This window comes from Neobacillus sp. WH10, assembly GCF_030123405.1.
Lineage (GTDB): Bacteria > Bacillota > Bacilli > Bacillales > Cytobacillaceae > Neobacillus.
In genome coordinates, this window is record NZ_CP126110.1 from 1,885,677 (window position 1) to 1,898,915 (window position 13,239).

14 protein-coding genes are annotated in these 13,239 nt (G+C 37.8%); all 14 read left to right on the forward strand.

The window, feature by feature from the left end:
• The first annotated feature begins 2 nt into the window (after positions 1-2).
• The 14 genes from QNH20_RS08960 (at position 3) to spoIIGA (ending at position 13,239) form a co-directional block, all read left to right on the forward strand.
• Entirely contained in the window at positions 3-452 is a 450-nt protein-coding gene (locus tag QNH20_RS08960; protein ID WP_283922544.1) for a hypothetical protein, read from the forward strand.
• A gap of 1 nt (position 453) precedes the next feature.
• Positions 454-1,431, forward strand: a complete 978-nt coding sequence (gene mraY / locus QNH20_RS08965) for a phospho-N-acetylmuramoyl-pentapeptide-transferase (protein ID WP_283922545.1) — start codon at positions 454-456, stop codon at positions 1,429-1,431.
• Entirely contained in the window at positions 1,432-2,781 is a 1,350-nt protein-coding gene (gene murD, locus QNH20_RS08970) for a UDP-N-acetylmuramoyl-L-alanine--D-glutamate ligase (RefSeq protein WP_283922546.1), read from the forward strand.
• A 270-nt stretch (positions 2,782-3,051) separates the two neighbouring features.
• On the forward strand, positions 3,052-4,152 hold the full coding sequence (gene spoVE, locus QNH20_RS08975; RefSeq protein WP_283922547.1) for a stage V sporulation protein E: 1,101 nt from the start codon (positions 3,052-3,054) through the stop codon (positions 4,150-4,152).
• 153 nt (positions 4,153-4,305) lie between these two features.
• Entirely contained in the window at positions 4,306-5,409 is a 1,104-nt protein-coding gene (murG, locus tag QNH20_RS08980) for an undecaprenyldiphospho-muramoylpentapeptide beta-N-acetylglucosaminyltransferase (protein ID WP_283922548.1), read from the forward strand.
• Positions 5,410-5,470: 61 nt separating this feature from the next.
• Positions 5,471-6,379 (forward strand): UDP-N-acetylmuramate dehydrogenase, encoded by a 909-nt coding sequence (gene murB, locus QNH20_RS08985; RefSeq protein WP_283922549.1) that lies wholly within the window; start codon positions 5,471-5,473, stop codon positions 6,377-6,379.
• A gap of 114 nt (positions 6,380-6,493) precedes the next feature.
• A complete protein-coding gene (locus QNH20_RS08990; RefSeq protein WP_283922550.1) occupies positions 6,494-6,664 on the forward strand; it encodes a hypothetical protein in 171 nt (56 codons plus the stop codon).
• Between the two features lie 102 nt (positions 6,665-6,766).
• Positions 6,767-7,558, forward strand: coding sequence for a cell division protein FtsQ/DivIB (locus QNH20_RS08995; protein WP_283922551.1), 792 nt, complete (start codon positions 6,767-6,769; stop codon positions 7,556-7,558).
• Positions 7,533-8,243 carry a DUF881 domain-containing protein gene (locus tag QNH20_RS09000; RefSeq protein WP_283922552.1) on the forward strand — a complete coding sequence of 237 codons (711 nt, stop codon included), beginning with the start codon at positions 7,533-7,535 and terminating at the stop codon, positions 8,241-8,243. The genes QNH20_RS08995 and QNH20_RS09000 overlap by 26 nt, the downstream gene beginning before the upstream one ends.
• Positions 8,244-8,286: 43 nt before the next feature.
• Positions 8,287-9,018 (forward strand): DUF881 domain-containing protein, encoded by a 732-nt coding sequence (locus tag QNH20_RS09005; RefSeq protein WP_283922553.1) that lies wholly within the window; start codon positions 8,287-8,289, stop codon positions 9,016-9,018.
• Positions 9,018-9,380, forward strand: a complete 363-nt coding sequence (locus QNH20_RS09010) for a small basic family protein (RefSeq protein WP_283922554.1) — start codon at positions 9,018-9,020, stop codon at positions 9,378-9,380. The genes QNH20_RS09005 and QNH20_RS09010 overlap by 1 nt, the downstream gene beginning before the upstream one ends.
• 121 nt (positions 9,381-9,501) lie before the next feature.
• Entirely contained in the window at positions 9,502-10,797 is a 1,296-nt protein-coding gene (ftsA, locus tag QNH20_RS09015) for a cell division protein FtsA (RefSeq protein ID WP_283922555.1), read from the forward strand.
• 36 nt (positions 10,798-10,833) lie between these two features.
• Complete coding sequence (gene ftsZ / locus QNH20_RS09020; RefSeq protein ID WP_283922556.1) at positions 10,834-11,967, forward strand: cell division protein FtsZ; 1,134 nt, start codon at positions 10,834-10,836, stop codon at positions 11,965-11,967.
• Between the two features lie 333 nt (positions 11,968-12,300).
• Positions 12,301-13,239, forward strand: coding sequence for a sigma-E processing peptidase SpoIIGA (spoIIGA, locus tag QNH20_RS09025; RefSeq protein WP_283922557.1), 939 nt, complete (start codon positions 12,301-12,303; stop codon positions 13,237-13,239).

The following is a 13,239-nucleotide window of genomic DNA, read 5'->3' on the forward strand; positions in this document are numbered from 1 at the left end:
CAATGCTTTTAGCTCTGAAAGACTTGGCAAGTTTGTTTACAGATAAAAAAGGAATCCAGGATGACATGATGTTTTATACTGTTACGGATCAAGCAAATACTGTTCAGCCTAAAGGTTTATTTATTCCAATAAATGAAGAGTCAGGGGAACTTTTAGATGCTATTGCAAACGGAGCTATCGCTGCCATCTGGGAGTATGAAAAAAAACTCCCACGATATACACCAACCCATTTCCCTGTTTTTTTCACAAATGATAAGGCAGTGGCAATAAAAAATATTTTAAAACTATATAGTGAAAAATTAGATGGAGAAACGAATAAACACATGGAGATAACTAACTTTAAATTTTCAAATAAAAAACTTCTTAATAAAAATAATCAAACATATGATATAGCTGTGATATTAGAAAAGCTGACAAATAAATTAACAATAGATACGGAAAGGAGGGGGTAAAATGAAGGAGCAAGTTATTTTTTTCACAATAATTATGGGTTTTCTTATCTCAGTTTTACTTTCTCCTATTTTTATTCCCTTCTTAAGAAGGTTGAAATTTGGACAAAGCATCCGGGAGGAAGGTCCCAAATCACACCAAAAAAAATCAGGCACGCCTACAATGGGTGGTGTGATGATATTATTCTCGATTATCATTACCACTTTAGTAATGATTGGGAAATACTCAGAACAAATTCCAGTTACAACTTTTTTACTTTTGTTTGTGACATTTGGGTTCGGATTGCTCGGTTTTTTGGATGATTTTATTAAAGTAGTATTGAAACGAAACTTAGGATTAACATCAAAACAAAAGTTTTTAGGTCAAATTATTATTTCAGTAATATTTTACCTAATCTATAAACATACTGGACAATCTACAGAACTTAAACTGCCTTTTGGGGATTACTCCATTGATTTAGGATGGTCATATGTGTTTTTAATCATTTTCTGGCTTGTTGGATTCTCTAATGCAGTGAACTTGACAGACGGTCTCGACGGTTTGGTTTCAGGAACGGCAGCTATCGCTTTTGGAGCATTTGCTGTTTTAGCATGGAACCAAAATAACTTTGAAATAGCTGTTTTCTCTGTTGCAGTCGTTGGTGCTGTTTTAGGATTTTTGGTTTTTAATGCTCATCCTGCTAAGGTATTTATGGGGGACACTGGGTCACTTGCACTTGGTGGTGCAATAGCTGGGATTGCTATTTTAACAAAGCTTGAGATTCTGCTTATCATTATTGGCGGAGTTTTTGTCATCGAAACATTATCAGTTATTCTTCAGGTCGCATCCTTTAAGATGACTGGAAAACGAATTTTCCGAATGAGCCCGCTTCATCATCATTATGAATTAGTTGGCTGGTCGGAATGGCGGGTAGTCGTTACATTTTGGAGTGTTGGTCTAATATTTGCGATACTAGGTATCTATATCGAGGTGTGGTTGTAATTGAAACAGATTGAATCTTATCAACATAAAAAAATTCTTGTCCTTGGTTTGGCCAAAAGTGGTGTAACAGCAGCGGCACTGCTGCATAAGCTTGGAGCATTTGTTACTGTGAACGATAAAAAGCCATTATCGGAAAACCCAGAGGCCCAAGGATTATTAGAGCAAGGGATAAAAGTGATTTGTGGTGATCATCCGATTGAACTTCTTGATGAAGGGTTCGAACTTATTGTGAAAAATCCTGGAATTCCTTATCACAATCCTATGATTGAAGGAGCCATTGAAAAAGGAATACCTGTCATTACAGAAGTTGAGCTTGCTTATGAGGTTTCAGAAGCACCTTTTATTGGGATTACAGGAACAAATGGAAAAACAACAACAACCACGCTTGTATATGAAATGCTGAACCAAGGAGAGAAACAGCCATTAATTGCCGGTAATATCGGAACTGTTGCCTCGGGTGTTGCTCAAGCAGCAACAATGGAAAATACAATTGTTATTGAGTTATCTTCGTTTCAGCTAATGGGAATCGAAACCTTTAACCCGAAAATTGCGATAATCACAAACCTTTATGATGCCCATTTGGATTATCACGGTACACGAAAGGATTACATTGCAGCAAAGGCAAACATCACTAAAAACCAGACAGAGCTTGAATATTTAATCATTAATGCAGACCAAGAAGAAACATTGGAAATCGCGCGGCACTCAAAAGCCAGTATTATACCTTTTTCTACAAAGAGGGAATTGGTAGAAGGTGCTTATATTCAAAATGGCTGGATTATGTTTAATCATGAAAAGGTAATGGAAATTAGTGAAATTGCCTTGCCAGGGGTACATAATCTCGAAAATATTTTATCCGCCATGGCAGCAGCTAAACTTTCCGGAGTAGGAAATGTAGCAATCCAAGAAGTGCTGCGAACATTTACTGGTGTCAGGCACCGTTTACAATTCGTCGCTGATGTAAATGGGAGAAGGGTTTATAATGATTCAAAGGCAACGAATATTTTAGCCACTATCAACGCTCTTGCTGCGTTTAAAGCCCCGATCATCCTACTTGCAGGAGGACTAGATCGCGGCAATGAATTTGATGAGCTGCTTCCTTATTTAAATCATGTGAAGGCATTAATAACATTTGGTCAAACCGCTCCTAAGATTGAGCGGGTTGGGGCTCAAGCAGGAATAAAAAAAATTATCCGTGTCGATAATGTTGAAAAGGCAGTGCCTGAAGCTTATCGATACTCTGAATCAGGTGATATCATCCTGTTATCTCCTGCATGTGCAAGCTGGGATCAATATAAAAGTTTTGAGATCAGGGGAGACATTTTTATCGAAGCGGTGCATAAGCTTTAGTAAGGGCTTGTACCACAAAGTAAAGCGGAAGCGTCTTGTCGAGTGACAAGCAGAGCTCAGTCAGAGACTAGTCGGCCTTAATGTGTACAGAATGCATTAGCTTTCTGTAGCCAAGCATTAGAAAAGCCAGCGTGAAGTTTGTTCTTTAATCTTCTCGACGGATTGGCTGTAGACCGGCGAGCCCCTAAGCTTTGTAGCTAGACACTTCGTGTTATTATCCACTCAGAGTGGTTCTCTAAGCCCTAAAACTCGTAGTTGAGGTGTATAGTGGTGCCGACAAAGAGAACAACTCCTGATTTTATATTAATTATTGTAACTTTTACGCTGCTGGCAATAGGGTTAATTATGGTTTACAGCGCAAGCGCAATTTGGGCTGAATATAAATTTCATGATTCCTTTTTCTTTGCAAAACGGCAAACTCTATTCGCAGGTGTCGGAATCGCTGCCATGTTTTTTATTATGAACATTAATTACTGGACATGGAGAACTTGGGCTAAAACCATTTTAATTGTTTGTTTTGTCTTGTTAGTACTAGTCTTAATTCCTGGAATCGGAAATGTTCGGAATGGCTCAAGAAGCTGGATAGGAGTAGGGGCATTTTCGATCCAGCCTTCAGAATTTATGAAGCTGGCGATGATTGCCTTTTTGGCTAAATATCTTTCTGAAAGACAGAAGCTGATTACCTCTTTTAGGAAGGGGCTCATTCCTTCTTTAGGACTTGCCTTTTTAGCCTTTACAATGATTATGCTGCAGCCCGATCTAGGTACAGGAACCGTCATGATGGGAACATGCGTTGTAATGATTTTCATAGCTGGTGCAAGAATTAGTCATTTTGCTTTCCTTGGAATATTGGGTGTTGCAGGGTTTGTCGGCTTAATTGCTTCGGCACCTTATCGAATAAAGCGAATTACCTCATTTTTAGATCCTTGGTCGGATCCATTAGGCAGCGGATTTCAAATTATTCAATCGCTTTACGCCATCGGTCCCGGAGGTTTATTCGGACTTGGTCTTGGTGAAAGCAGGCAAAAGTTTTTTTACTTACCTGAACCGCAAACGGACTTTATCTTTGCAATTCTTTCAGAAGAATTGGGATTTATTGGTGGTTCTTTTATACTGCTATTGTTTGCGCTTTTGTTATGGCGTGGAATACGCATCGCTCTTGGCGCTCCTGATTTATATGGAAGTTTTCTTGCTGTAGGAATTATCGCCATGGTTGCTATTCAGGTAATGATTAATATCGGTGTTGTAACAGGTCTTATGCCAGTAACGGGCATTACATTACCATTTTTAAGCTATGGGGGCTCCTCGCTGACCTTGATGTTAATGGCTATCGGTGTTCTCCTAAATATTAGCCGTTATTCAAGATATTAAAAATGATACCCTGTTCACATTAACAGGGTTCTTTTTTATTTGAGGATTAGTTTACAATTACATAACAATCTTTTTTCATTTGCTTTATTATCTTTATTTTTATAGTAAGATAGGAATGCATTCAGGTGTTAAATCGTTAATGAGGTGGAAAAAATGAAAATAGTAGTAAGCGGCGGCGGTACTGGCGGACATATTTATCCTGCGCTCGCACTTATCAGAGAAATTCAAAAAGAGAACAAAGATGCAGAGTTTCTATACATAGGTACAAAAAATGGCTTGGAGAGTAAAATTGTCCCTCGAGAGAAGATTGCCTTTAAATCCATTCATATTACTGGATTTAAACGGAAGCTTTCCTTTGAGAATGTCAAAACCGTTTTTCGTTTTCTAAAAGGTGTGAAAGACAGTAAAAGATTATTAAAAGAGTTTAAGCCAGACATTGTAATAGGAACTGGTGGTTATGTTTGTGGTCCTGTTGTTTATGCCGCCCATAAGCTTCGGATCCCAACGATCATTCACGAGCAGAATAGTGTTCCAGGGCTTACAAATAAATTTTTGAGCCGGTATGTAAACAAAATTGCCATCTGTTTTGAAGATGCAAAAAATTATTTTCCAAGTGAAAAGGTAGTTTTCACGGGAAATCCGCGTGCTTCCGAGGTAATCGGAAAGGATGGAATAAAAGGGCGACTTTCAGCTGGTCTAAGTACAACTAAACCTGCCGTTCTAATTTTTGGCGGCAGCCGTGGTGCGAGGCCAATTAATGAAGCAGTAGTTAAAGCCTTCGCAGAATTGGCTGAAAAACCTTATCAGATTCTCTATATTACTGGCGATGTCCATTATGAGGATGTCAAAAAGGAAGTGGAGTTAGTAGGAAGTCCGTCTAATGTAGTGATAAAACCTTTTATTCACAATATGCCAGAGGTACTTTCGGGGATTGATTTAGTTGTCTCAAGAGCGGGAGCAACGTCGCTTGCCGAAATTACTTCACTAGGTATTCCAAGCATTCTTGTCCCAAGCCCATATGTTACAAATAACCATCAAGAGAAAAATGCTAGGTCTCTGAGTGATCATGGTGCGGCTGAATTGCTTTTAGAAAAAGATTTAAATAATAAAAGTCTTGTGTATCATATAGATCGAATTCTATTAAATAATGAAAATTTACATGATATGAAAATAAAAGCTAAGAAAATGGGTGTACCAGATTCAGCGAGCAGACTTTATTCAGTAATGAAGCAGCTTGTAAAATCAAATCATAGGTAGCCCAAATAATTTTTTAGCATAGACTAAGTAAAACGCATCTAGGAAAGTTAGGGTGGTAAAAATGGACGCGATATTAACGGAATTGCAAAATATAAATATTGGGAAAGTGAAAAAAAATGAACCTCTCCTTCATCACACGACAATAAAAATTGGTGGTCCTGCTGACCTTTTTATTGAGCCTTCATCAGTTGATAATTTAAAGCAGGTAATGGCGGTAATTAACAAACACCGCATAAATTGGCGGGCGATTGGAAGAGGCTCTAATCTTTTAGTTTCAGACAAAGGAATTGAGGGAGCAGTGATTAAGCTCGGTCCGGGATTGAGCCACCTCGAAATTAACGAGACAGAAATTACTGTTGGCAGTGGTCATTCACTTGTTAGTCTCTCAACATTAATTAGTAAAAAAGGACTTACTGGCCTTGAGTTTGCCAGCGGCATCCCTGGATCAGTTGGCGGAGCTGTTTATATGAACGCTGGTGCACATGGCTCAGATATTAGCAAAATATTAACAAGGGCTCATGTTTTATTTGATGACGGGAGGATGGAATGGCTTTCGAATGAAGAAATGGAATTCTCTTATAGAACATCAATTCTACAGAATAAGCGACCAGGAATTGTTGTGGAAGCTGTTTTCCGGCTTGATAGGGGAGATAGAGCAGAGATTGTGTCTCAAATGCAACACAACAAGGATTATCGAAAAGAGACACAACCATGGAATTTTCCTTGTGCAGGAAGTATTTTCCGAAATCCGCTTCCAAATTATGCAGGGAAACTAATTGAAGTCGCTGGTTTAAAGGGCTTCAGTATTGGTGGGGCAAAGATTTCCGAAATGCATGGGAATTTTATTGTCAATGCCGGTAATGCTACTGCCGGTGACGTGCTCGCCTTAATTCAGCATGTCAAAGATACCATTTACAGTTTATATGAAGTTAAAATGGAAACCGAAGTGGAAATAATCGGAAGAAAATAGGAGCAGCAGGTATCAAAGTTCTAAAAATTTTAACTTACTTTTCTTGTAAGAAATGCCTTACGAATGACAAATATTGTGTTATAATTACTGGTAATATTATAGGTGGGAACTCTAATGAAAATGAGTGACGGCATGAATTTTCGTGCCGTTGTTTCTCTTTTCAAGGTAACCATTTTCATGTGTTTAGAGGACAAGCATATAATAATTTTTAGGACAATGTCTTTTTATCCCGGATTAACCAGTAGAAGGACACTCGTCAAGACTTTAGAAGAGCAAAAAGGATAGGTGGAGGGGACTGTCCGTAAAAGCCCTATTTGGTTCAACTAATAATTAGTGGCCATGAAAGAAACACTGATTGAAGTTTCACTTTATGTGGAGGAAAAATGAATGGAAAAAGGTAAAATCGTTGCTCTTGAAGATCGTATTCCAAAACTAAAGGAGCAAAGACGGCGAAAAGCAAACAAACGGCTTGCGCTTCTGCTCATTCTGTTTTTTACAATGATAGTAATTGTTACATATACTCAATCACCATTAAGTCATGTTAAGAATATTACCGTAAAAGGAAATGAAGTGTATTCTGATGCTGAATTAATTAAAACGAGCGGTATTACAAATCAAACAAATATTTGGAAAGTAAGAAAAAGTGATATTGCTACAAAGCTACAGAATTTATCCGAAATAAAACAGGCGGAAATAAAAATTCATTGGCCTAATACCATCCGAATTCAAGTAAAAGAACATAAAAGAGTGGCGTATCTTAAGCAAGATACAAACTATTTTCCAGTTATGGAAAACGGGAAAATTTTAAAAGATAGAAAAACGGAAATAATCACAGATAATTCTCCGATTCTTTTCGAATTCGAAGAAGGCGATGTCCTTAACCAAATGGTAAAAGAGTTAGAAATTCTCCCAAGCGAAATTTTAAACTCCATTTCTGAAATTCATTATTCTCCAAAGAAAACTGATCAGTATCATATTTCCTTATTTATGAATGATGGCTTTGAAGTAAGTGCTACTCTTAGAAGTTTTTCGGAAAAGATGGTGCATTATCCTTCAATCATTAGCCAACTTGACCCTAACAAAAAGGGAATTATCGACTTAGAAGTAGGATCGTATTTTAAGGCTTTTGAACCGGAAGTGGAGGAAAAAGAAGTTGAAACAGATAAAGGTGAAGGGTAAGCATTTTATCTTGTCCCTTGTATGCCTTGTTTTAGGGTTTATGTTGGCTTTCTCCTATCATCTAACCCAAAAAGAAAATCAAACAGAAAATCGGGAAATATCAGGTAAACAATATGAAAAGACCCTTGCATTAAGAAATCAATTAATTGCACAAGAGGAGACCAATCGAAAACTGCAAAAAGAGTTAAATCAGAAGCAAGATAAAGTTCTTAAAAATGAAAAGGATCTTGCAAAGGAAGCACAGGTTTTCCTTAACATTGCTGAGGATACTGAAAAATATCGGATGTTTCTTGGCAAGGTGAAGGTAAAAGGAAAAGGTGTAAAGATTACTCTATCTGACGGCGCATATGATCCAAAAGAAGATAATGTGAACAATTATCTTGTACATGAACATCATGTTTTTAAAGTAGTGAATGAACTGTATATCTCGGGTGCTGCAGCTGTTGCCATTAATGGACAAAGACTTACTAGCCATTCTTATATTATTTGTAACGGGCCAGTTATTACAGTTGACGGGGTTCCACATCCTGCACCGTTTATTATTACCGCCATTGGTGAACCAGATGTATTATCATCTGCATTAAACCTTTCCGGGGGAGTAAAGGATCAATTAGTCAACGATAATCTTGTTTTTACATTGGAAAAAGTAAATGAAATTGTCCTAGATCCAATTTTAGGAAGTTAGACAGTGTCCACGTAATGATTATATTAAAGGTTAGGTGAATAAAGTGGACAAGCCAAAAATTAATGTAAGTTTTACCTTGGTCGCAACGGTTATTGGATTCATGATTGCTATTCAATTCCAAACTGTGAAAAAACCTGTTGAACGTGATACACGTGATGTTTGGCAGCTTCGTGAAGCATTATTAAAAGAAAAAGAACTTCAGTCTGAATTATTGAGCGAAATTCGTTCGAATGAAGAGAAACTATCAGCCTATGAATCTAAACGGAAACTAAGTAAAGAACAGGTGTTAAAGGATACATTACAAGAATTGAAAATAGAAGCTGGACTTACCGAGGTAACTGGCCCCGGTATTACAGTGCAAATAGAACCTGTTATTGAGGATACACAATTGGGAGTTCCAGTTACACGAGTTGTTTCACCCGAACTATTAAAAAGGTTATTAAACGAATTAAATATGTATGAAGCGAAATATGTAGCGATTGACGGTCAAAGAATTATTAATACCACTGTTATTAGGGATATTAATGGGGATACAAAAATTGATGGGCATACAATCAGGAGTTTGCCGATCGAGATTAAAGTGGGCGTAAATGAAATGAATACTGCTGAAAAACTATCTAATCGGATGAAGGTCTCAAAAGCAAAGGATGAATTTTTCACTGAAAACTTGAGACTAAATATCTCAGCACCAAGTCCAACTATTACGATCCCAGCCTATGATAATTCAATTCGTATTAAGTATATGGAGCCGATCAAAGAAGGGGGCAGTTCTTAATGTGGCTTCCGATTATGGGACTCGTAATTGGAATTATTCTCGGTTTATTAACTGAAATTCGAATTCCAGAAGAGTATTCCAATTATTTGTCGATTGCAGTACTTGCAGCTTTCGATACACTATTTGGTGGTATCAGGGCTTACATGCAAAATATTTATGATGAAAAGGTGTTTGTTTCCGGTTTCTTTTTTAATATAATACTTGCTGCAAGTTTAGCTTTTCTCGGTGTTCATCTTGGTGTAGACTTGTATTTAGCAGCAGTTTTTGCGTTTGGTGTCAGGTTGTTTCAAAATATTGCCGTCATAAGACGAATATTATTGACAAAATGGTCAACAAACAAAGAAAAAATAGAAAAAAATTGATATTTTTTAAAGGGAAATATGTTGTTGTGACGAATAATTTTATAAGATATTACTATGAAACTTGTATTGAACAAAATGAATTGTTGTTCGACCTAAGGAGATTAAAAGGAGGTGCCAAAGAATGAACAGCAATGAAATATATGTTAGTCTTGACATCGGTACATCCAGTGTAAAAGTAATCATTGGTGAAATGGTCAATGACTCTGGGAAAGACTCATTAAATATAATTGGTGTTGGCAATGTGAAATCTGAAGGCCTACGTAAAGGATCGATTGTAGACATGGACGACACCGTTCATTCTATTAAGCGGGCGATTGAGCAGGCAGAGAGAATGATAGGGATGGAGATCCGAGAAGCGGTAGTTGGTATTTCCGGGAATGACATCACGCTTCAGCATTGTCACGGAATTGTTGCTGTTTCCAGCCAAAACCGAGAAATTACTAATGAGGATGTCATTCGTGTCATTGAAGCATCACATGTAGGATCCATACCGCCAGAAAGAGAAAATATCGGCGTTATTCGAAAGCAATTTATATTAGATGGTAAGGATGAAATTAATGATCCCCGTGGGATGATTGGTGTTCGTTTAGAGATGGATGGGACACTAATTACTGGATCTAAATCCACAATCATTAATACATTACGCTGTGTAGAACGTGCTGGTCTTGATATTTTTGATATTATTCTGCAGCCGTTGGCGGCAGGGGATTTTGCTTTATCAAAGGATGAAAAGAATCTTGGTGTTGCCCTTATTGACATTGGCGGTGGTTCTACTACAATTGCTGTGTTTGAAGAAGGATTTTTAAAAGCAACGAGTGTGATTCCAGTTGGCGGAGATCTTCTCACGAATGATCTTTCCAAAGTCTTGCACACTTCTACCGAGGATGCTGAAAATATCAAGGTCAAATATGGTCATGCTTTCTATGATAATGCCTCAGAAGATGAGTTCTTCAGCGTACCAATCATTGGAAGCGATCAGCATCAGCAATTTAATCAGCTCTATGTATCTGAGATTATTGAAGCTAGAATGGAAGAAATTTTTGAATTAATTGCGAATGAATTAAAACGATTAGGTGTAAATGATTTACCAGGTGGTTTTGTCTTATCTGGCGGAACAGCAAAAATGCAAGGTGTGCTGGAGCTTGCCCAGGATATGTTTCAAAGTCCAGTTCGGATTGCCTCACCTGACTATATTGGTGTAAGAGAACCTCAATATACAACAGCGGTTGGCTTAATTAAATATGCTTATAAGAATGCTAGATTACCTGGAGGAACAATCAGTGGTACGTCAGCTGTTTCTGAGCCAGTCGAAAAAAGAATACCAAAACAACATCAACCAAAACCAAAAGTAGAAAAACATCCGGAAGAAAAGATGTCATCAAAAGTAAAAAAATTCCTTGGTTACTTTTTCGAATAATCGAAAAGGAAAATCGACGAATTAGGAGGATTTGTCATGTTAGAATTTGATACAAATTTAGATTCTCTTGCAACAATAAAAGTAATCGGCGTAGGCGGTGGAGGTAATAACGCGGTAAACCGAATGATCGAACATGGCGTTCAAGGTGTAGAATTTATCGCAGTTAATACAGATGCTCAAGCCTTAAATCTTTCAAAAGCGGAAATAAAAATGCAGATTGGTGCTAAGCTGACTCGTGGACTCGGAGCTGGGGCTAATCCAGAGGTAGGTAAAAAAGCCGCAGAGGAAAGTAAGGAACAAATTGAAGAAGCACTTCGGGGTGCTGATATGGTATTTGTTACGGCAGGAATGGGTGGAGGAACAGGTACCGGTGCTGCACCAGTTATTGCTCAAATTGCTCGTGACTTAGGTGCCTTGACAGTTGGTGTCGTTACTCGTCCATTCACCTTCGAAGGTAGAAAGCGTTCGAATCAAGCCTCCGGCGGAATTGGTTCCATGAAGGAAGCCGTCGATACACTCATCGTTATCCCAAATGATCGTCTTCTTGAAATTGTTGATAAAAGCACTCCAATGCTTGAGGCTTTCCGTGAGGCAGATAATGTTCTCCGCCAAGGTGTTCAGGGGATTTCCGATTTAATCGCAACACCTGGTTTAATTAACCTAGATTTCGCCGATGTAAAAACGATCATGTCTAATAAGGGATCGGCATTAATGGGTATCGGGGTTGCTACAGGTGAAAACCGTGCTACAGAGGCTGCTAAAAAGGCTATTAATTCCCCGCTATTAGAAACTTCTATTGATGGTGCACAGGGAGTTCTGATGAACATTACTGGCGGCGCAAACTTGAGTCTTTATGAAGTCCAAGAAGCAGCAGATATTGTTGCAACTGCGACCGACCAAGAAGTAAATATGATTTTCGGTTCTGTTATTAATGAATCATTAAAAGATGAAATCATCGTAACCGTTATTGCAACTGGATTTAATGAAGAAGTTGCTCAGCCAAAAGTAACTCGTCCGTCTTTTGGACAAGCAAAACCATCTGTTGGCACTGTCAAGAGAGAGCATAAGCGGGAAGAAGCGCCGCAGGAACCAGTTCGTAACACAAATGTATCCCAAGAGGATGCACTGGATATTCCAACATTCTTACGTAACCGTAATCGTAGAAGATAAAAAAAGGAACCGTCCTATAGCGACGTATGGACTGAAACACTCCGAATGAGATAAAGGGAACACATAGCTATATTTGATGTTGAATTATCGGAATGAGGATAGTGAAGTATACTAGTCGTTGGGTACAGAAGCTAGACAGTTCTCTGATTATAAAGAAGTTTAATAAAAAAATGCATGGTCCAAATTGGATCATGCATTTTTTCTGTTTTTGAAAATGACAAAATCCGTTGGGAATAGTGAAAATTTCTGTTTTTTTGATTACAAAAAGTGACACACTTCAGCCATACATGTAGGTTATACTTTTTCGTAAACAGAAGTAAGGGTGAATTCCATTTGATTGTTTATTTAGATGTAATTTGGGCTCTTAATTTGTTGTTTGATAGCCTTCTCCTTTATTTAACAGCAATTTTTCTGAAAAGAAAAATACGTCTATGGAGATTACTTGTCGGGGGATTTATTGGTTCATTGATTATTTTATTATCGTTCACACCATTAAATGTCTATTCAAGCCATCCAATTTCCAAACTTATTTGTTCGATCATGATGGTTTTAATAGCTTTTGGATATAAGCGGATAACTTTTTTTCTAAAAGCATTAATGACGTTATATGTTTCTACTTTTTTAATTGGCGGGGCATTATTGGGAGCCCATTATTTTATTCAATACAATCCAATGTTAACAACCAAGATTCTCATGTCCAGTGTAAAAGGTTTTGGTGATCCAATTAGTTGGCTTTTTGTTCTAATTGGTTTTCCGATTGCCTGGCACTTCTCAAGAAAAAATGTAGAAAGCATGGAGATGACAAAAATTCAATTCGAACAAATCGTTTGTGTAAAGCTGAATATTGAAGGTGAAAATATGATATTTAAGGGATTAGTGGATAGTGGTAATCAACTATATGATCCCTTGTCGAAGCTCCCTGTTATGTTTGTCTCTATCAAAAACCAATTAGAAGCCATCCCTGAATCAATCAAAAAGCTGGCTGCAGACCCAGATCCACTCATTTCGGAAATCCAAGATTTCCCGGATGAATGGCAAAATAGGCTAAGAATTGTTCCTTGCAGGGTGGTTGGAAAAGAGCATCAGCTCATTGTTGCCATCCAACCCGATCTAATTTTGATCGAACAAAACGGGACTCAATATTTATGTGAAAAAGGTCTTGTCTCCTTTACGTTACAGCAGCTATCGGCCGATGATGCTTTCGAGTGCATAGTTCATCCGAAAATGCTGACTGGTCCAAAACAGCAAGTAGGGTCTGTGAAGGTAAGTTAA

Excerpts from the sequence above, each read along its gene's own strand:
- QNH20_RS08995 (WP_283922551.1), top strand. The coding sequence starts at position 6,767 with ATGGAAAAAGGTAAAATCGTTGCTCTTGAAGATCGTATTCCAAAACTA.
- ftsZ (WP_283922556.1), top strand. The coding sequence starts at position 10,834 with ATGTTAGAATTTGATACAAATTTAGATTCTCTTGCAACAATAAAAGTA.
- mraY (WP_283922545.1), top strand. The coding sequence starts at position 454 with ATGAAGGAGCAAGTTATTTTTTTCACAATAATTATGGGTTTTCTTATC.
- QNH20_RS08990 (WP_283922550.1), top strand. The coding sequence starts at position 6,494 with ATGAAAATGAGTGACGGCATGAATTTTCGTGCCGTTGTTTCTCTTTTC.
- murG (WP_283922548.1), top strand. The coding sequence starts at position 4,306 with ATGAAAATAGTAGTAAGCGGCGGCGGTACTGGCGGACATATTTATCCT.
- QNH20_RS08960 (WP_283922544.1), top strand. The coding sequence starts at position 3 with ATGCTTTTAGCTCTGAAAGACTTGGCAAGTTTGTTTACAGATAAAAAA.
- ftsA (WP_283922555.1), top strand. The coding sequence starts at position 9,502 with ATGAACAGCAATGAAATATATGTTAGTCTTGACATCGGTACATCCAGT.
- QNH20_RS09010 (WP_283922554.1), top strand. The coding sequence starts at position 9,018 with ATGTGGCTTCCGATTATGGGACTCGTAATTGGAATTATTCTCGGTTTA.
- murB (WP_283922549.1), top strand. The coding sequence starts at position 5,471 with ATGGACGCGATATTAACGGAATTGCAAAATATAAATATTGGGAAAGTG.